The 19,960-nt window shown below is 45.3% G+C and carries 17 protein-coding genes and 2 tRNA genes; 7 read left to right on the plus strand and 12 right to left on the minus strand.

Going from position 1 to position 19,960, the window contains the following annotated elements:
• Positions 1-311: 311 nt before the first annotated feature.
• The 6 genes from DXD25_RS03070 to DXD25_RS03095 form a co-directional block, all read right to left on the minus strand.
• Entirely contained in the window at positions 312-2,864 is a 2,553-nt protein-coding gene (locus tag DXD25_RS03070) for an outer membrane beta-barrel protein (protein ID WP_117661745.1), read from the minus strand.
• A 101-nt stretch (positions 2,865-2,965) separates the two neighbouring features.
• Positions 2,966-3,928, minus strand: a complete 963-nt coding sequence (locus tag DXD25_RS03075; RefSeq protein WP_117661746.1) for a nucleotidyl transferase AbiEii/AbiGii toxin family protein — start codon at positions 3,926-3,928, stop codon at positions 2,966-2,968.
• Positions 3,915-4,679, minus strand: coding sequence for a hypothetical protein (locus DXD25_RS03080; protein ID WP_117661747.1), 765 nt, complete (start codon positions 4,677-4,679; stop codon positions 3,915-3,917). Before DXD25_RS03080 ends, DXD25_RS03075 begins: the two co-directional genes overlap by 14 nt.
• Positions 4,680-4,879: 200 nt before the next feature.
• Positions 4,880-6,391 carry a glycoside hydrolase family 10 protein gene (locus DXD25_RS03085; RefSeq protein ID WP_117661748.1) on the minus strand — a complete coding sequence of 504 codons (1,512 nt, stop codon included), beginning with the start codon at positions 6,389-6,391 and terminating at the stop codon, positions 4,880-4,882.
• A 41-nt stretch (positions 6,392-6,432) separates the two neighbouring features.
• Positions 6,433-7,083: a trimeric intracellular cation channel family protein gene (locus DXD25_RS03090; protein ID WP_117661749.1), complete on the minus strand. Its 651-nt coding sequence runs from the start codon at positions 7,081-7,083 to the stop codon at positions 6,433-6,435.
• A 21-nt stretch (positions 7,084-7,104) separates the two neighbouring features.
• Positions 7,105-8,379, minus strand: a complete 1,275-nt coding sequence (locus DXD25_RS03095) for a replication-associated recombination protein A (RefSeq protein ID WP_117661750.1) — start codon at positions 8,377-8,379, stop codon at positions 7,105-7,107.
• Positions 8,380-8,538: 159 nt separating this feature from the next.
• On the opposite strand from DXD25_RS03095, the gene DXD25_RS03100 reads away from it, so the two are divergent.
• The 7 genes from DXD25_RS03100 (at position 8,539) to DXD25_RS03130 (ending at position 12,253) form a co-directional block, all read left to right on the plus strand.
• Positions 8,539-9,348, plus strand: coding sequence for a hypothetical protein (locus tag DXD25_RS03100; RefSeq protein ID WP_117661751.1), 810 nt, complete (start codon positions 8,539-8,541; stop codon positions 9,346-9,348).
• A 32-nt stretch (positions 9,349-9,380) separates the two neighbouring features.
• Positions 9,381-9,602 carry a hypothetical protein gene (locus tag DXD25_RS03105; RefSeq protein WP_117661752.1) on the plus strand — a complete coding sequence of 74 codons (222 nt, stop codon included), beginning with the start codon at positions 9,381-9,383 and terminating at the stop codon, positions 9,600-9,602.
• 27 nt (positions 9,603-9,629) lie between these two features.
• Positions 9,630-9,857, plus strand: coding sequence for a hypothetical protein (locus DXD25_RS03110; protein ID WP_187360421.1), 228 nt, complete (start codon positions 9,630-9,632; stop codon positions 9,855-9,857).
• A gap of 137 nt (positions 9,858-9,994) precedes the next feature.
• Positions 9,995-10,065 (plus strand) — tRNA-Cys (locus tag DXD25_RS03115).
• A gap of 52 nt (positions 10,066-10,117) precedes the next feature.
• Positions 10,118-10,188 (plus strand) — tRNA-Cys (locus tag DXD25_RS03120).
• A gap of 434 nt (positions 10,189-10,622) precedes the next feature.
• Positions 10,623-10,955 carry a WxcM-like domain-containing protein gene (locus DXD25_RS03125; RefSeq protein WP_117661753.1) on the plus strand — a complete coding sequence of 111 codons (333 nt, stop codon included), beginning with the start codon at positions 10,623-10,625 and terminating at the stop codon, positions 10,953-10,955.
• 5 nt (positions 10,956-10,960) lie between these two features.
• Positions 10,961-12,253 (plus strand): DegT/DnrJ/EryC1/StrS aminotransferase family protein, encoded by a 1,293-nt coding sequence (locus DXD25_RS03130; RefSeq protein WP_117661754.1) that lies wholly within the window; start codon positions 10,961-10,963, stop codon positions 12,251-12,253.
• Here the strand turns inward: DXD25_RS03130 and DXD25_RS03135 are convergent.
• The 6 genes from DXD25_RS03135 to DXD25_RS03160 form a co-directional block, all read right to left on the minus strand.
• The gene (locus DXD25_RS03135) at positions 12,226-12,969 is read right to left on the minus strand and encodes a hypothetical protein (RefSeq protein ID WP_117661755.1); all 744 of its coding nucleotides are present in this window, start codon (positions 12,967-12,969) and stop codon (positions 12,226-12,228) included. The two genes, DXD25_RS03130 and DXD25_RS03135, sit on opposite strands and share 28 nt — an antisense overlap.
• Positions 12,970-13,225: 256 nt before the next feature.
• A complete protein-coding gene (gene leuB, locus DXD25_RS03140) occupies positions 13,226-14,287 on the minus strand; it encodes a 3-isopropylmalate dehydrogenase (RefSeq protein WP_089542501.1) in 1,062 nt (353 codons plus the stop codon).
• Between the two features lie 23 nt (positions 14,288-14,310).
• The gene (locus DXD25_RS03145) at positions 14,311-15,909 is read right to left on the minus strand and encodes an alpha-isopropylmalate synthase regulatory domain-containing protein (protein WP_117661756.1); all 1,599 of its coding nucleotides are present in this window, start codon (positions 15,907-15,909) and stop codon (positions 14,311-14,313) included.
• A gap of 10 nt (positions 15,910-15,919) precedes the next feature.
• Positions 15,920-16,510 (minus strand): 3-isopropylmalate dehydratase small subunit, encoded by a 591-nt coding sequence (leuD, locus tag DXD25_RS03150; protein ID WP_006846819.1) that lies wholly within the window; start codon positions 16,508-16,510, stop codon positions 15,920-15,922.
• A gap of 50 nt (positions 16,511-16,560) precedes the next feature.
• Entirely contained in the window at positions 16,561-17,955 is a 1,395-nt protein-coding gene (gene leuC, locus DXD25_RS03155) for a 3-isopropylmalate dehydratase large subunit (RefSeq protein WP_117661757.1), read from the minus strand.
• A 37-nt stretch (positions 17,956-17,992) separates the two neighbouring features.
• Positions 17,993-19,495: a 2-isopropylmalate synthase gene (locus DXD25_RS03160; protein ID WP_117661758.1), complete on the minus strand. Its 1,503-nt coding sequence runs from the start codon at positions 19,493-19,495 to the stop codon at positions 17,993-17,995.
• Positions 19,496-19,960: the final 465 nt, after the last annotated feature.

Consider the following 19,960-nt stretch of genomic DNA (forward strand, 5'->3'; position numbering starts at 1 on the left):
TCAGCATTTCTCTCAAATCAGCACTCCATTCATCTTAGTGTTGCATTAGAAAACAAATGGAACGCTGAAATGACTCTGCAAAAGTACAAATAAAATTTGAGATACTGAATCTTTTTAGTGTTTTTTTATTTAAAAATTCTGCCCAAATATTCAGAATAGCTTAAAAGAGCGATAAATGTATGTTTTTTAACGATTGATATTGATAAGTGAAAATTCTGTGGATGAACATCTCAGTTAATAATTCCTGAGATATTCATCACACAGAATTTGGATATTGTATTTTAGAGGTTGATTTGAAAACCTATATTTTTCTAAAAACGATTAATCTCATCCTCAGCAGAACCGCTTCCGTTGTATTTATCTTTGAAACTATTGAAGTTGTAACTAATGGAAGCTATGATGCAGCGATTGAAGTTATTCACCTTTCTGTTCTGCACCACAAAATTAACCCTCTTTACATCGTTCAACGTCGAGCTATCAAACAAGTCCTCTGCTTTCAATGTTATCGTCAATTTCTTTTTAAGTAACTGTTTCTGTACCATCATATTGAATGACGAATAACCGTTTTGCTCGTAGATGCCATGATGTCCCTTAATGTTCCAAAAGAAATCACATCGAAAAAGCCAATCGTTCCTTAGTGCCACTACATTTTGGAAAGCGAAGAGACCGTATGGATGATTGTAGTCTAATTGCTCTCCATTATATGATAGCGTGAAATATGGTTTATAGACACCCACCGTCAAAATAGGTCGCCAACAACCAAAAACAGGTGAAACAACACATTGCGCTCCTAGTTGCTGGAAATCCTTGGCGTTGGTTGACATCCAAGTTACCGTTCCAGGTTTGCCGGATACAGCAACGACAGTCGGATGGATGTAATCCTTGATATACTGATAATCCAACTTGAAGTCGAATATGCTATAATTCACACTAAGTTCTGTATCATACACGTATTGCGGTTTCAGATAAATGTTGCCTTGCTCATAATGGTATTGATTGTTGTAGCTCACACTGTTGTTCAACTGACGAAACGAAGGACGGGTGACCCTACTACTGAAATCAAGATTCATCCCCACTCTCCCAAACATAGTGGAAAGAGAAAGGGATGGAAGTAAGTCCGAATAATTGGTCTTGTTCTTTACTTCTCCTTGGTCTGTGTTGATGGCATGAATGTACTCATAGCGAAGCCCGATGCTTCCTTTCCATTTGGAGGCAGACAAACGAAAAGTGGCAAATCCAGCATACTTGGTTTCCTTATTCTTGAATTGGTCATCGGCTATCTTCCCTTCTTCGTTTACAGACATACCCCATGAACTGATTTTACTGAAATCCGTTCCGAAATCAAGCCCATTATTCTTATTCATGTTCCAAGCAAACACCCCTTTGAGTGCAGTCGCACGATTTCGCTGGTCGTTTTGCATATGCGTGATTTCTGAGACAGCATCTATTCTACTTGTCTCGCTCACTTGTTGCTTATGTTTCAGTTGAGCATAAACATAGTCGGCATCCAAGTTGAGCTGTAGGTTGTCTGTTAGTTTGCCGATATAATACAGATTGACATTGTGAAACCTTTCCTTTTCAGATTCTTCAGTCTTGTTGTCTGTAGCTGTCAACAGTTCATCATTCTTGTACGTCTGCATATAGTCGAAAGGAGAGTCGAGCATCTTGTAGTTGGAGATGCTTCCCAAATATCTTCCGCCGATAGTGTGATTCTTGTTTATGGCATAATTCATACCAACATTATAGTCATGAGAGCGAGAGCGGTCGGAATATTCAGAAGCAGAAATCTCATGAAATGTATCTTGCTCGTAATTGAACTGGTTAACATCATATCTGATGTCACTTCTCGTATTGTCATATTGATATGCGAGGAATACATCCAAAGCTCCCTTGTGGATGTTGAGGTTGACCTCCTCGTTGTTAGACAAATTCTTATGTTTGGAGATTTCCGCACCCACAATACCAGAAAGTCCATCCAAGGAATGGTGTACGGTAGTGATGTTTATGATACTCCTTGTTTCTGCATCGTATTCTGCCCCAGGGTTTGTTATGAGCTGTACAGACTTCACGTTGGTAGAAGAAAGGAGTGACAACCCTGAAGTATTAGTCTGCTTTCTTCCATCGATATAGATGACAGGCTCTCCCTTTCCGAACACCTCATACTTTCCATTTGTATAGAGCATCCCAGGAATATATTTGATAACATCTGTGGCCTTGCCAATATTTTTCAAATTGGAATTTTGAACGTTGAGAGTAAGTCTTCCGTTTTCTCTTGAAATGTATTTGCGATGTCCTTTAATCACAATTTTTTGCAGATTAATTGTTGCATCCTCCAAGATTATGGCACCAACCTCACCGGTACGATATGCATTACAATAAGTTTTGTAGCCCACACAACTCACTTTCACAATCGCCTTTTTCACCTCGCAAGGAATTACGAACTGACCATTCTCATTTGTTACACCACCCGTGATTAAACTGGAATCACTAACATTGAGCAAAGCGACATTGGCGAAATCGACTGGTTGATGGTGAGTGTCTACAATGCGTCCCATCATTCTGTTAGAAGTCTTTTGAATACATTCTACAATGATAATATTATCCACTTGTTTCATCTTGATAGGGTAAAAACCTATCAAGTTCATGATGGCATCTGGAACACTTTCATTCTTGATGTTCTTTGTCACCTTGAAATCCTCCAACTCGTCATACACAAAGTTGATGACATACTTATCCTGTTTGGCATTCAAATCCTTTAATGCCGCAGAAAATGACACATTATTATATTGTCGAGTGATACGTTGGGCAGAAACGCCCATACTTATCACCGAAAGCAAAATCAAACTTATCAGATATTTACTCATAGCCTATTCCCTGTTTTATAGTCCATATACTGTATATACAGTTGAGGAAATCAAAAAACTAAGCAAAACAACAACTTTTTTCAAAATTTACAGAAAAACATTCAACGACTCCTTGTCTTCCACAAAGCCATAGGATGAAATTTGATTCTATTGACCATCTCTTTATCTTCGAACAGCAATTCAGGAATATACTTCTTGTCATTGAATTCCCGCACATATTCTTTCTCTGATTCTGTCAGAACCAATAGCTTTGAGAGAAAGTCTTTCACTTCTGTCTTGGCTTTTTCAAAGTCAAAATGCTCACTGCGCCTAAGCACAGGCAAGAGTTGCGAACGAATCTGCAGAAAACGGATCTTGTCTATCTGCGGAAAGTCAGTATATTCCGTAGGCGTAGCGTTGTCTTTTCTGCTTGAGCCAACAGTCAGATAAAAAACGGTCGCTTTTCTCAGCAACGTTTTCTCTTCATCGCTCACGAATAGTTGATGCTTCATCATGTTATAGACATCATAAATGTCACGTGCAGCACTTCTACCTATCAAGGCGTTTATCTTGGTGGCAAACAATTCGACAGGTGAAAGAGAACGTACCTTCACATCGCTCAGAAACGGAATGGACACATGAGTCTCTATGGCAGGAAGGATATGGCAACGGTCGGAATAGTTGATTTCTATCTTGATGCCATCATTGTTGCCAGCGGCATTGGTATAATGAAACACCCATGAGTCAAGCGTATGTGGTGTCTTGGAGCCAGGCGCAAGATGATAACCATCCGACTCCATATAGCGTAGAATCTCGTTATTCACTTCTTGGCGAATGGAGAGCATGGATTCTCGGTCGCAATCCACCGTAAAGTCAAGGTCTATATCTACCGAGAGTCTTGGCAGTTGGAAAACGGTGAGATTGATGGCTGTGCCACCTTTCAGCACAAGAGATTTAGACAACAAAGGACTGTCATGGAAATAGTTGAGTATCTCCACTAATCGCATCACCTTTTCGAGGTTGTCGCGAATAAAGCCTTGTTCCTTGGCGATGATGTCAAGAGCTTGTTTGTTATATGAGTTCATATTCTTCCTTTGATGTTAGTTCTTGCGGCACATACATGCGCCATTTATTTACAAATGTATCCGACTCTTCGTTGTTAGTCAACCACTTAACGCTTTTGGTTCCCTTGGCTCGGCACAGCTCCAAGAGGGATTCTGAGATGTTGGCTTGTTCCTTGATTCGCTCCAACAGATAGCCTGTCTTCTGGTACAGGAATGCCTTGTCGTACCTTGCGAGATAATCGATGAGCCTTTCCTCATTGAGCAAGACGATACCCTCCATACAATGCAGCAATTCCTCAATACCCCCAGCTCGGTCGATACGGTCAAAGCAATCCAACAACGTACTCTCCACATCCGTTACTCGCACATAAGGGTTTCCCTTGGGAGTCATCATACCAACAATTTCCTTTGTTTGTCGGCAATAGGTATAATCCACATCGTCGAAAGAAAAAGGATTGAAGCGAGTCATGCTTTTCACAAAAACCTCATTGAAGGGTTGATGAGCCAATCCATGAAATTCCAATGCTGTGTGATAACTGATGCAAGCTGTAGGTGACAAGTGGCTTCCTATCTCATACTTGTCGCAAACAGGTAAGCCCGATGCAATATCCTTCATACAATAGGTATTGCGCCGTATAGCCACAATCCACCCTTGTTGCTTGTATCGAACAAGCAACGCTTCCACCGATTTCACCTTGTCTTTCAGAGCCTCAGAAAGTTCATCCAAAGTGAATATCCGCAGCTTGTATAATATACTCAATAGTTCTGTCATTGTTTCTAATTTTGCGCAAAGATATGAAATCTAATTTATTTATGAGAAAAATCAGAAACTTTTTATGCTTTTTTAAATGCTCTATTTTACTATTTTTTGCCTTTTTAGGCGTTTTTTTATGGATAAAGGTACAATTCCAGGCTTTTAACAAGAAAAAACGCTCTGAATCAGAATGACAGAAACAAGAAAAACCGCTTCGCCTAAAGCGAAACGGTTTTCTTTTTACCCTTACTCTCGTTACCTACGCGATCGAGTGCTGTAACGACATAGGTATATTTCTGATCCTTTACGTATGGTATCGGATAGGTGGTATCGTAAACAACAGCCTGGAGAGCGGTGACATCATTGAGATTCACAGGCGCTCCCTTTTCAAAACGGTAGATGGCAAAGCGGTTGGCGACATCGCCCCATTTCTTCTTCTTTGCCTTTGGAGCCTTCCAGGTAAGCAGCGGTCCCTTTTCTGTCCACTCCATCTTCAGACTCTTCACACCCTTTGGTGCCTTATCGTCGAGGAACGGCATCAATGGAGGAAGCGCAGGATATTTCCAGTAATAATCGCGCAGAGTATGTCCGATGTTGCCAACATTATCAGCTGCAGTCTTGGCATACCAGAGCACGGTGCCCTGTACATTATTCATCTGCTGGTGAAGGCGATGCTTGGCTGGCAGCTGATGACTCTTCGGATTCGTAGGATCAGCAAACTTCGCCGTACGCTCGATATCCTCACCTATATAAAGAGGACGGTTGCCGGCATACTTGTTCCACCACTGGATGAGGGTCTTGTAATCTGCCGCCTTGTTACCTATCTCCCAATAAATCTGAGGCACACAGTAATCAATGAAGCCATTGTTTACCCAGAGGAGAACATCTGCATAGAGATCATCGTAGTTCTGAAGGCCGAAAGTCTGAGATCCGATCGGAGAGTTTTTCCGGTTGCGATAGATACCGAAAGGAGAAACGCCAAACTTCACCCAAGGCTTGACACGATGGATGGTTTCCCCCAACTGCTTGACGAACCGGCTCACATTATCTCTTCTCCAATCGCCGATGTTACGGAATCCACGAGGATTGGCTGCATACATCTGCTGATCAGGAATCTGCTTGCCAGCTACCGGATAAGGATAGAAGTAGTCGTCGATATGAAAACCATCGATATCATAACGGCTCACGATATCAGCAGCCACCTGGCAGGTATAATCTGCAGCCTCCTGAAGTGCCGGATTGAGAAGCACGAGATTATCATAGCTGAAACAGAGGTTCGGATGCTTCTTCACCACGCTCTGGGATGATACCTGGGAGAACGAGGTAGACCCATGCTTGGCACGGTAAGGATTGATCCAGGCATGAATCTCCATTCCACGCTGATGACACTGCTCAACCATCCACTCCAGCGGATCCCAATAAGGCGATGGAGCCTTGCCCTGAACACCGGTGAGGAACTTGCTCCAAGGTTCAAGATCACTCTGATAAAGGGCATCACATTCGGCACGTACCTGGAAGATGATGGCATTCACGCCATCCTTCTGCAATTCGTCAAGTTGCTTGGTGAGCATCGACTGAATCTGCTGGGTAGATTTACCCAAATACTGTCCGTTGACACACTGGATCCAGGCGCCACGGAATTCACGTTTGTTCTGTGCCATCAGGGATGAAGTCTGAAACATCAGCATCATCGCCAAAATCAGCATTCCAAAGATTTTCTCTCTTCTCATTAATTAGTGTTTATCGTTTAATGTTATTGTTTAATTCTAAATTATTCTTTCTTATCCTCCTCATCACGCAGCGTAGGCAGCGAGATATGGTATTTCACGGCGAGCAGGCGGATGATGCAGACGGTGAGGAAGGAGGCAACCACTGTAATATAGAGGCTTAAGCCCAGATAGCTGAATGCCCAGTAAACCAAGCCGCCCAACACACAAGCCATCGCATAGATCTCCTTACGGAAGATAACCGGTTCCTCGTTGAGAAGCACATCGCGGATTACTCCTCCAAAGGAGCCCGTGATACATCCCATAATGATAGCTACCCAGAATGGGAAACCACAATCGAGGGTCTTCTGGATTCCGGCGATATTGAAAAGCGCCAAACCGAGGGTATCGAAAAGAAACCAGGTATTGTCTAGACGCTTCAGATAATGATGGCACACTATCACCACCAGTTGGGCCAAGAACGTAAACAGAAGATAGATAGGACTCGACATCCAGAAAGGATTCAAGCCCAGCATCACGTCGCGGATGGTTCCGCCTCCGATAGCTACAGCCACACCACACACAAATCCGCCCAGCCAATCATAATGCTTGCTGGCGGCAAGTCTGATGCCCGAAAGGGCAAATGCAAAGGTTCCAATGAACTCGATGACGCTCTGGAGTGTCATCACTAGTTCCGGGTCTTGATGAATAGTCATTTTCTCGTAATAAATTATTTTTTAGTTCTTGAATCTTTCTCCCCAGCAGGTAACCATCCAGTTATAGAGTCGTTCTTCTGAAGGAGAATGCTGCGGCTGCCAGAATCTGGCATCTTTCAGCTCATCAGGTAGATATTGCTGTTCTGTGAAATGTCCCGGATAATCGTGAGGATATTTATAGCCATCATGATAGCCCAGGTCTTTCATCAGTTTGGTAGGCGCATTGCGGATATGCAGCGGCACAGGCAGATTACCGGTCTGCTTCACCGTGGCAATGGCATCATTGATACCCAGATATGCACTGTTACTCTTCGGACTGGTAGCCAGATACACCACCGCTTCGGCAAGTGCAATCCTAGCCTCAGGCCAACCTATCTTCATCACCGTATCGAAGGCAGCATTCGCCAGCAGGAGCGCATTCGGATTCGCCAGCCCCACATCCTCGCTTGCACTGATCACCACTCTACGGGCGATAAACTGCGGATCTTCGCCGCCCTCTATCATACGCGCCATCCAGTAGAGCGCCGCATCAGGGTCACTGCCTCGAATACTCTTGATGAAGGCAGAGATGATGTCATAATGCATCTCGCCCTGCTTATCATAAGCCAGCGGATTCTGCTGCAACTGTTCCTCTACCATCTTATCGGTGATAACCACTTCATCGCTGCCAGCAGATTCCACCACCAGTTCCAGGATATTGAGCAGTTTCCGGGCATCACCGCCACTGAAGCGGAGCATGGCTGCGGTTTCCTTCAACTCAATCTTCTTCTGCTTGAGTTCCACATCCTCGGTGACGGCTCGCTGCAGGAGTCCTTCCAAGTCTTCCTTCTCCAACGGTTTGAGCACATAGAGCTGGCAACGGGAAAGGAGCGGACGGATTACCTCGAAAGAGGGATTTTCCGTAGTAGCACCAATCAGGGTGACAATACCCTTCTCCACTGCCCCCAGCAGAGAGTCCTGCTGACTCTTGGAGAAGCGATGAATCTCATCAATAAATAAGATAGGAGAAGCAGAATTGAAGAATCTGCCACTCTTCGCTCTCTCTATCACCTCGCGCACATCCTTTACGCCACTGGTAACGGCAGAAAGGGTGTAGAAAGGAACCTTCAGGGTCTGGGCTACGATTTGAGCCAAAGTAGTCTTGCCCACTCCCGGAGGTCCCCAGAGAATAAAAGAGGATATGCGCCCTGCGTCTATCATCTTGCGCAGCACGGCACCCTCGCCTACCAGATGCTTCTGTCCGACATAATCGGCGAGCGAGCGAGGTCTCATTCTTTCAGCTAACGGTTCACTCATATCAATTATTTTTTCGCCACAAAGGTAATGAAAAAAAACGAAACACGCATAAGTTTTTAGGATAAAAGAAAAAAAAATGCATAAAAGCAAAAAAATAAGCAAGAAAATTTGGATATATAAAAAGAAGTACTTACTTTTGCAATCAAAATACGTACAACAATGAGAAATGAAAAAAATATCACCCTCAAGACATTGACCAAGAGCAGTGTCTGGGATCTCCAGGAGAATGATGTTTTCCGTCTCTGGGAAGCTGCCGAGAAAGACAACGACCTGAAGGATAATCAGCGTAGATACCTCGACATCATTCGTAGTGCTTTCGAGATTGAGCCAGTCAAGATTGACCGTACTGAAGTGCTCGACAAGTTGATAGACCGTGGCTTCAAGATCGGTACCTTCCGTATCGACGACAAGAACGAGAAGTATGCCATCAAGAAGCGTCCTATCATGCGTGTGACTGACCTCACCTATGAGAACATCGGCCATATAACTGCTACCAAGCTCATCGAAGTGCTGGAGCGTAACTTTGGCGGTGGCTGGGATAGTCTGTCTCAGAGCATCAAGGACATCATCGAGAGCGGTTTCGACATCAGTACCACTACCCTTCCAAAGGATCGCCTCAAGAAACCAGGTGGTCTCTATGAGAAGAAGCTCGCTGATGACTACGAAGTACTCGTAGTACCAAAGGGCACCTGGGTAGAGGCTATCTTTGCCAAGGAGAAGCCAAAGCAGGAGAAGATCCGCATGAAGTTTATGGATGACGACATGGATCGCGATGAGGACCTGCTGGACCGTGACGACGATGAAGATGAGGATGCACCAGAGATCGAGGATCACTACAATGATCCAGATGAGGACGAAGATGCATTCGATGACGACAAGCTCACCGAGGAAAGCTACCGTACTACCTTTGAGGATCCAGAGAACCTGGGACTCGATGACGCTGAGGACGTAGCTGATGACGATTATTAAAATATACATTATTATATAATAAGGAGAAAGAAATGAACGCAGTAGTAGGATTATTCGCATTAATCGTGGTAGCACTCGTAGGTTGGGCTATCGCAGAATTTAAGTACAAGACCTTCACCTTTACCCGTTCCGAGAAGGATATCGAGGAAGAGGAAGAGTTGGAGGAGCAGAAGCGTGCCGAGGGTTTCAAGGAGATGAACATCCGCGACATTATGCGTAAGAACTCTACCAATGGCTACAATGCCGTAGGTTAAAGAGGGATTTTTAAACTCTAAAAGAAAATGATGATACAATACACCATCATTGCAACGATACTGGCGGCATGCATCCTGTATGCCGCCTTTCGTATTTATAAATCGTTGCAACAGGCAAACAAATGCAAGGACGGCAACTACCGGTGCAGCGGTTGCGCTTTTTATGAACAGTGCAAGAAGAAGGGAAAGCTGGATTCTACAAACAAGAAGCAGGACTCTACAAAAAGAAAGTTGGATTCTACAAAGAATCACTAGAATTGGATAGAGAAAATGAATATTTTTGAAAAAATCGAATATTTTTCGAAAAAAAGATGCGGAAAGATTTGGTGGATTCAAAAAAAAGTAGTACCTTTGCACTCGCTTATCAGAAATGGTAACAGAAAACTCTACAAGGTGTCTTAACCGAGCGGTTAGGTAACGGTCTGCAAAACCGTGTAGAGCGGTTCGACTCCGCTAGACACCTCGAAAGTTTTATCAAACATCTATTAGATGTTTGCAAACAAAAAACTCTACAAGGTGTCTTAACCGAGCGGTTAGGTAACGGTCTGCAAAACCGTGTAGAGCGGTTCGACTCCGCTAGACACCTCGCAAAAAGGAAATCCTTTAAAAAGGGTTTCCTTTTTTGTTTTCCATATCTTCCCTACCGAATCTCATTCACAGCACTCTCTTATTTCTTTAGACTGCCCCTTTTGAACATTTAGAGTTTACTGTTTATAAATAAATAAATGTGGTATTACATGGGAAAAACTAAAGAAAAACAGAGCAAAAACAAGAAAAAAGCATTTTTTTTAAAAATAGTTTAGAATTTATTTTTTTAAACCAAATATTTTTGCTACCTTTGCAACCGTTATCCTGAATACAATCTTTTTACCTTAAAGAAAACTAATACCTATTGAATGTAGAGCAGTTGTCTGAGAAGATAGCTGCTCTTTATTTTTTATATTCCCCCTATTTTTCCAACAACTTACTTTTTCCTTTCAATTCATACAATATCGCCCGCTATCCTGCGTTCTAATATATATGAAGAAAATAGAAATCATAGAACTTCCCAAGATATATGATCCTCGCGGCTGTCTTACCGTCGCTGAGGAAAGCAGCCATATCCCCTTCGAAATAAAAAAGGTGGAATGGACGCATATCGGCATCATTCATTCTGATGCCCCTATGGAACTTGAACAGTGTTCTATGATGCTGATCGCACTTTCAGGGGAAATCACCATACAGGTTATGGAAGAAGCAAGAACCCTCAGGCTAACCCGTCCTAATCAGGCTCTGATTCTGGGGGAAGCATGTAAAAGCCGCATAATTGATAGCACCAAGCATTCCCTGCTTCTTACTATTCATCAAAAATAAAGGAAATGGAAACAGAAAACGAGAAGAAAACCATCAAGTATCTTGACCTGAAGGCCATCAATGCCCCATACGAAGAAGAGATCAAGAAGGAAATCAATCAGGTAGTAAGTAGCGGATGGTACTTACAGGGAAGATGCGTGAAGCAGTTTGAGAAGAATTACGCCAATTTCATCGGCACCGAGTACTGCATATCATGCGGTAACGGACTGGATGCTCTCAAGCTGATCCTGATGGGAGAAATGGCTATTGGCAAGCTCCACCAGGGTGATGAGATTCTGGTGCCTGCCAACACCTATATTGCCACCATTCTTTCCATCACAAGCGTGGGACTGGTTCCAATCCTCGTAGAACCCAACCCTGAGACACTGCAAATCGACGAGAACCTCATCGAGAGCAACATCTCCTATAAAACCAGGGGCATCATGCTGGTACATCTCTACGGCAAGTTATCCTGGACGGAAAGAATCCAGGAGATCTGCAAGGAGAACGATCTGCTGATATTCGAAGACAACGCACAGGCTTTCGGATGCGGATACGTCAACAGCTCTGCACGAGAGACTATCAGAAGAAAGCTGAATCAAGAAGACGAGGATATCACCCATCAAAATCAGATAGACAAGAATATCACCTATCAGGACCAGATAGAAATCATCGGCAGTAATGCCATCCAGAAAAGCATCTGCCACACGGGAGCTCTAGGAAATGCCGGCGCCCACAGTTTCTACCCAAGCAAGAACCTGGGAGCATTGGGCGATGCGGGTGCCGTGACAACCGATGACGAAGAGCTGGCTGAGGCTATCCGAGCCCTCCACGATTATGGAAGAACCAGCAGATTTGATTTTGAATATCAGGGTATCAATTCCAGAATGGATGAGATTCAGGCAGCTGTACTCAATGTAAAGCTGAGACATCCCCACGATGAGCATATCGCCAGATGCAGGAAGGCGATGCTCTATATGGATTATCTGCACCCTGCCATCGTGGAACGCTGCATCCCGAAGAGATTACTGGAAGATCCATTCAGCAATGTACTCCATATCTTCCCTTTCATTACCGAAGAAAGGATGAGGCTGAGGGAATTTCTGAAGGATGAATCTGTAGAAACTGCGATGCACTACCCTATTCCACCCAATGAGCAACTGGGATATCCTGAGCTTCGACATTATCAACTACCGATTACCCAGAATATCGCCTGCCAGGAACTGAGCCTTCCCTGCAACTCTACGATGAGAGACGAGGAAGTCATCCGGGTAGCACAGCTCATCAACGATTATTTCTTGCGACGCAATCTGCGGTAGAAGTCTTGCAGACGACCAGGCGCAACGCCCTTCTTCTGCAAGGCTTCCAGTTCGCGATAGGCATCCAACTTTCTGTTGAGCATGATGAGGAGATCTATACGGTTGATGCGGTAATCGGTATTATCCTCATCGAGGGAGATTGCCTTGGCGTAATCATACTCGGCAAGTTCCAGCTGACCACGCTCCTTCTCCATACCGCCACGTGCTGCATAAGCCGTTGCACTATCCGGATATTGCTCTATCAGATTGTTGATGCCATCATACGCCTCAGTATAATGCTTGTCCTTCTCATTCAGCAACGCCAGACCGAGCTGAGCCTGGAAGTTACCAGGCACCAGAACCAGGAGGTTCTGATAATCAAGACGGGCAAAGTTATAGCGCAGAAGCTTTTCGTTAACGAATGCACGGTAGAAGAGACCTGCGATATTGGTATTGTTGAGAAACAACACCTTATCCAGGTCATCCTTGGCATAACTCCACTGTTCCAGCTGGATATTCCACGCAGCCTTCTTCAGGCGCAGATCGATGCTGTCAGGATGATAGGCAAGCACACTCGTAGCTGCCGCCAGGGAATCTCGCAGCGCCTTGTTCTGAGCCTTAGAATCGCGCAACGCTACATCATCAGCCTTAGAATCAGCCGTCAAATTGTTTTGCTGGGCAAACAGAGGTGTAGCCAGCAAACAACCTATATATAATATGATACTTTTCTTTTTCATGCTGCAAAAATACAAATAGTTATGCAATCAGCCAAAAAAGGAAAGATAAAAGATGTTTAGAATTTTCAAAATAAAATAAACAGAAGCAAAACTCCCTGTTTTTCCGGGTTTCAGCGATACGAAATTTATCCTTAAGGAAAAAAATAATTTCCCTTAAGGATAAATATATATAGCCTTAAGGAAAAATAATCTTTCCCTTAAGGCTAATCAAATCAAAATTCTATCTTGTAAGAATACTTCTAAAAATCAATCTAGATTAAGCATTCTTGATCCAGTTAACGATCCACTCGCCAACCTCTGTTGTTCCATAGTGAGCACCGCCCTCAACCTGAATCTCAGGTGTGCGGACATTGGCATCGAGAGAAGCATCTACTGCCTTGCGGATCAAGGCACCCTCCTCGTTCAAACCGAAGTGCTCGAGCAACATGGCTGCAGAAAGGATCTGTGCTACAGGGTTAGCCAGGTTCTTGCCAGCTGCCTGTGGCCATGAACCGTGAACAGGCTCGAACAATGGGGTGTGCTCGCCCAATGAGCTAGATGGCTGCAAGCCCATAGAACCGGTGATGCAAGAAGTCTCATCGGTCAGGATATCACCGAAGGTGTTCTCTGTAACGATGACATCGAAGAAGGTAGGCTCTGTCAACACGCGCATAGAAGCGTTGTCGATGAACATATAGTCGGTGTTAACCTCAGGATACTGTGGCTCCATCTCCTTGGCAATCTGACGCCAGAGACGAGAAGATGCCAATACGTTTGCCTTATCTACTACAGTGAGGTGCTTGTTGCGCTTCATAGCAAACTCGAAAGCTACCTTCAGAATGCGCTCAATCTCAGGACGGGTATAGATATCAGTATCGTATGCCTTATCGTTATCCTGATACTTCTCACCGAAGTACATACCACCAGTCAACTCGCGGATTACTACGAAGTCAGCACCCTTCAGGAGCTCATCCTTCAATGGAGACTTGTGGAGCAGGCAATCGAATGTAGCCACTGGGCGAACATTGGCGAAGAGGCCCAACTTCTTACGCATAGCGAGCAAGCCCTGCTCAGGACGAACCTTGGCTGTAGGGTTGTTATCGAAACGTGGGTCACCAACGGCAGCGAAGAGCACTGCGTCAGCATCCATACAAGTCTTGAAGGTCTCCTCTGGGAATGGATCACCTACCTCGTCGATAGCGTGAGCACCGCAGATAGCCTCATTGTAAGTAAACTCGTGGTTGAACTTCTCTGCAATGGCCTGCATAACTGCTACGCCCTGCTTCATAATCTCTGGTCCGATACCATCACCGGCGAGAACTGCAATGTTTAATTTCATCTTATCTGATTTTTTAATTGTTTTTATTCCATATCTAAATTTCGAGGCGATGCCGGCTGTTCATCGCTCTTATCTGCCTCATACATATTGAGCATCTTGAGCGTTGCCTTGATAGCAGCCTCTGTCTGGTCGGCATCCAAGCCGCGGGTGCGCCAGATGCGGTCGCCTTCACGCCAGGTAATGACGGTCTGAACGAGGGCATCGGTACGGCCACCAGGTGGAATGGTTACCTGATAGTTGTCGAGCGTAGGGAAGGTCTTGCCGAGCTTCACCTTATAGATGTTGCGAAGAGCCTTGACGAAGGCATCATACTGACCATCACCAGAGCTACGGTCTTCATACTCCTTACCCTCTATTTCTACCTTCACGCTGGCGATAGGCTTCAATCCATAAGAAGTGGACACCATATAGCTGACCAGCTTCACCTTGTCTTCAGGTGTGCTATGCTTCAATACATCGCTGACGATGTATGGCAGGTCGTCCTGGGTTACCAGCTCCTTGCGGTCGCCGAGTTCGGTGATACGCTTGGTCACAGCCTTGGTCTGCTCCGGTGTCAACTCCAAGCCCAGTTCGTTAAGGTTCTGTACGATATTCGCCTTACCGGAATTCTTGCCCAGAGCATATTCACGATGTCTGCCGAAACGCTCAGGCACCAGGTCGTTACAATAAAGCTTGTCCTTATTGTCGCCATCGGCATGCACGCCAGCCACCTGGGTGAAAACGTTATCACCCACCACCGGTGTATTCGGAGCCACGGCGATGCCGCTGTATCCTTCAACCAATCGGGATATATCGTTCAGGCGGTCTTCCTTGATATTGGTCTTTGCCCCGAACATATCCTTCAGAATCACCTGAACACTCGCCAAAGGCGCATTGCCGCAGCGCTCACCCAAACCATTCACGGTAACGTGAAGACCCTTGGCACCGCTCAATACGGCAGCCAACGAGTTGCTCACCGCCAAATCGTAGTCGTTGTGGGCATGGAAATCGAAGTGAGAGTTCGGATAACGGCGAACCATCTGTCGTATATACTCCACACACTGCAATGGGTTCAAGATACCCAAAGTATCAGGAAGTAGGAAGCGCTTGATAGGCAGTTTCACCAGCTCATCCATCATCATGAAGAGATAATCACGACTATCGCGCATTCCGCTCGACCAGTCCTCCAGGTAGAGATTTACGGTGAAATCCTTGCTCAAAGCATAGTCGATGGTCTGCTTGATATGAGCGAGATGCTCCTCAGGCGACATCTTGAGCTGCTGGGTGCAGTGCTTATAGCTACCCTTCGCCAAGAGGTTGATGACATGACCGCCGCATTCAGCAATCCAATCCACGCTTTTGTTGTTATCCACGAATCCCAATACCTCAACGGAATCCAGCTTACCTATGGTCTTGGCATAACGGCAAATACGAGCGACAGCATCCTTTTCGCCTTCCGACACACGTGCTGAAGCCACCTCAATGCGATCTACATTGATATCATGCAACAGCATTCTTGCTATCATCAACTTCTCGTGAGGAAGGAAACTGACACCATTAGTCTGCTCGCCGTCGCGCAGCGTGCAGTCCATGATCTCAATCTCCTTGATGCGGGAATTATCTCTCTTTGCGTTAACGTTCATAATTACTCGATTACTTGTTTTTAGCTTCCCAAGCCTCTACCTTGTCACGGTTCTGAACGAGGAAGTCCACATCGTCCAAACCATTCTCCAGACAGTGCTTCTTATAGCCATTGATTTCGAAGTGCTCGCTCTTGCCGGTAGCAAGATTGGTGACTGTCTGGTTAGGAAGATCTACCTTTACCTCTGTCTTGTGATCCTTGTCAATGCTCTCGAAAAGCTCCTTCAGGAATTCCTCGCTTACCACTACTGGCAATACGAGGTTGTTCAACTCGTTGTTCTTGTGGATATCAGCGAAGAAAGAGCTGATGACGACACGGAAACCTGCACCTGCGATGGCCCAGGCAGCGTGCTCACGGGAAGAACCTGAACCGAAGTTCTTGCCTGCTACGAGGATGACGCCACTGTAAGAAGGGTCGTTCATCACGAAGTCTGGCTTTGGTGTTCCGTCGGCATTGTAGCGCCAGTCGCGGAAGAGGTTGTCGCCCATACCCTCTTTATCGATAGCCTTGAGGAAACGGGCTGGTATGATCTGGTCTGTATCTACATTCTCCAAAGGAAGAGGAATGCAGCTTGATGTAATTACATTGAATTTCTGTTTCATAACTGTACTTATCAATTGTACACTATTAATTGTACATTATTAATTAAAAATTACATAAACTCTCTTGGGTCGGTAATCTTACCAGTGATAGCGGCTGCAGCTGCTACGTATGGACTGGCAAGGATGGTGCGGGAACCTGGTCCCTGACGACCCTCGAAGTTACGGTTGGATGTACTTACAGAGTACTTGCCTGCAGGAATCTTATCATCGTTCATTGCCAAGCAGGCAGAGCATCCTGGCTGACGGATTTCGAAGCCGGCAGCCTCTACAATCTTATCAATTCCCTCTTCACGTATTTGTTTATCAACCAACCATGAACCTGGTACAAGCCAAGCTGTTACACCCTCTGCCTTCTTCTTTCCCTTAACCAATGAAGCGAAGGCACGGAAGTCTTCAATACGACCGTTGGTACATGCGCCCAGGAATACATAATCGATAGGATGACCCTCGAGTTTCTCGCCTGGCTGGAAGCCCATGTAGTTGAGGCTCTTCTTGAAACCAGCCTGCTCTTCCTCTGGAATCTCATCGAGCGTTGGGATGCTTTCGGTGATGCCGATACCCATACCAGGGTTGGTACCGTAGGTGATGCGTGGTTCGATATCCTTTGCCTCGAAAGTCAACTCCTTGTCGAAGACTGCGTCATCGCCACTCTTCAAGGTCTTCCAGTAAGCCACAGCCTTGTCCCACTCTTCACCCTTAGGTGCATATTCACGGCCCTTGATGTACTCGAATGTGGTCTCATCAGGAGCTACGAAACCACCACGGGCACCCATCTCGATAGAGAGGTTGCAGAGGGTGAGACGACCTTCCATTGACATATCCTTCACTACATCGCCACTGTACTCAACGAAGTAACCGGTGGCACCCGAAGTAGTGAGCTGGCTCATCAGATAAAGAGCTACATCCTTGGCGGTAACACCCTTGCCGAGCTTGCCGTTGATGCTGATGCGCATAGACTTTGGCTTGCTCTGGAGAATACATTGTGAAGCCATCACCATCTCGACCTCAGAAGTACCGATACCGAAGGCTACGGCACCCATAGCGCCATGGGTAGAAGTATGAGAGTCGCCGCAAACGATGGTCATACCTGGAAGAGAAAGACCCTTCTCTGGACCTACTACGTGGATGATACCATTGTCCTTGGTGTTCATGGCAAAGTGAGTTACGCCGAAATCAGCGGTGTTCTTTGCCAAAGTATCTACCTGCTTCTTTGAGATAGGATCCTCGATTGGCTTATCCTGATCGTGGGTTGGAGTATTGTGGTCAGGCATACAGAAAATCTGGTTTGGACGGAACATCTTGAGTCCGCGTGCTCGCATACCAGCGAATGCCTGAGGTGATGTTACTTCGTGACAGTAGAGACGGTCGATGTAAAGCTGTGTAGGGCCATCTTCTACAATCTGGACAACGTGCTTGTCCCAAATCTTGTCGAATAATGTATTCATAATATCCTGTTTGTTATATATTTATCTGAATTATACTTTATCTTACCTTGAACTTGTTGATACAGTCGATGTAAGCCTCAACAGAAGCTGTCACGATATCGGTATCTGCGCCGAAGCCATAATATACATGGCCATCGTACTCCACCTGCATGTGAACCTTACCCACATCGTCTGAACCCTTGTCGATAGCCTGGATGGTGAACTCCTTGAGGTTCATCTCCTTGGTGATGACCTTCTTGAGGGCACGGATGGCAGCATCCACAGGACCATTACCTGATGAAGCTGCCTCGAACTTCTGACCAGCAATGTTCAAGCCGATACTTGCCACGCTCTTCACACCCTTGCCGGTAGTTACCTGCAACCAGTCGAGCTGAACACCATGCTTGTCGGCAGAATCAGCACCAGCGAGCATCAATACATCCTCGTCAGTAACTTCCTTCTTCTTATCAGCCAACTGGAGGAACTTCTTGTAGATCTTGTCGAGTTTCTCCTCGTCCTCGACGTTCACGCCGTTCACGTGGAGGCGATACTTCAATGCCGCACGACCCGAGCGGGCTGTCAATACGATAGCGTTATCATCCAATCCCACATCCTTAGGGTCGATGATTTCGTAAGTCTGGACATTCTTCAAGACACCATCCTGGTGGATACCGGAAGAATGAGCGAAGGCATTGCGGCCCACGATAGCCTTGTTAGGCTGCACAGGCATGTTCATCAGGCTGCTCACCATTCGGGACATCGGAACAATCTTGGTGGTATTGATATTGGTATCAATATTGATATTCTTGTGGCACTTCAGAATCATAGCGATTTCCTCGAGCGAAGTATTACCCGCACGCTCACCGATTCCATTGATGGTCACCTCTACCTGGCGTGCACCATTCAATACACCCTGCAGGGTATTGGCAGTAGCCATACCGAGATCGTTGTGACAGTGGGTAGAGATGCATGCATTCTCGATGCCGTCAACGTGATCCATCAGATACTTGATCTTGGCACCATACTCATCAGGCAAGCAATAGCCGGTGGTGTCAGGAATGTTAACTACGGTAGCACCTGCCTTGATGACAGCCTCTACCACGCGAGCCAGATACTCATTGTCGGTACGACCAGCATCCTCAGCGTAGAACTCCACATCCTCTACATACTTCTTGGCATACTTGACAGCAGCCACGGCACGCTCGATGATCTCCTCGCGGTTGGAATTGAACTTATATTTGATATGGCTATCGCTGGTACCGATACCCGTATGAATTCTCTTATGCTTAGCATACTGCAACGCCTCGGCAGCACAGTCGATATCCTTTTCCACCGCACGGGTCAGCGCACAGATGGTAGGCCATGTTACAGCTTTGGAAATCTCTACTACGGAATTGAAGTCACCCGGGCTTGAAATAGGGAATCCAGCCTCAATGACATCAACGCCCAACTGCTCCAGCGCCTTAGCTACCTGAATCTTCTCTACGGTATTCAACTGGCATCCTGGAACCTGTTCGCCATCACGAAGGGTTGTGTCGAAAATAAATAATCTGTCACTCATATCTCTTAAATATTTTTATTTCTCTTATTAATTAAAGCTTTTGCCCTTATAGGGGCAACATTGCGCCCTTACTTTTGGCAAGGGCGTAAAGAGCTGGGAATTAAAAAAGCCTTTCTCACTCCCATATACGGAAGTGTAGAAAGGCTTAATATATCCAAACCGCTGAACTATACGCACACCTTATCACTTCCGCCTACATGCTGCAGTCGAAGTCGAATAATAATAATGCTTGTAATATTCAACGCTAATGCTCTCATATCTTTCTATTTTTATACGTTATATATTTATCGCTGGCAAAGGTAATCATTTTCTCTGATATACGCAAACAATTTATAACTTTTTTAATAGAAAATCTATCAAATTGCCATTTTTCACCTATTTTTTACCCAAAATCTAGAGAAATGAGCCGTTTTTATGCCAGATTATTCAGAAAAAGAACGTTCTGGTACGAAATTATTCTCTTTT

Source organism: Prevotella sp. TF12-30, from assembly GCF_003436715.1.
Taxonomy (GTDB): Bacteria; Bacteroidota; Bacteroidia; order Bacteroidales; family Bacteroidaceae; genus Prevotella; species Prevotella copri_A.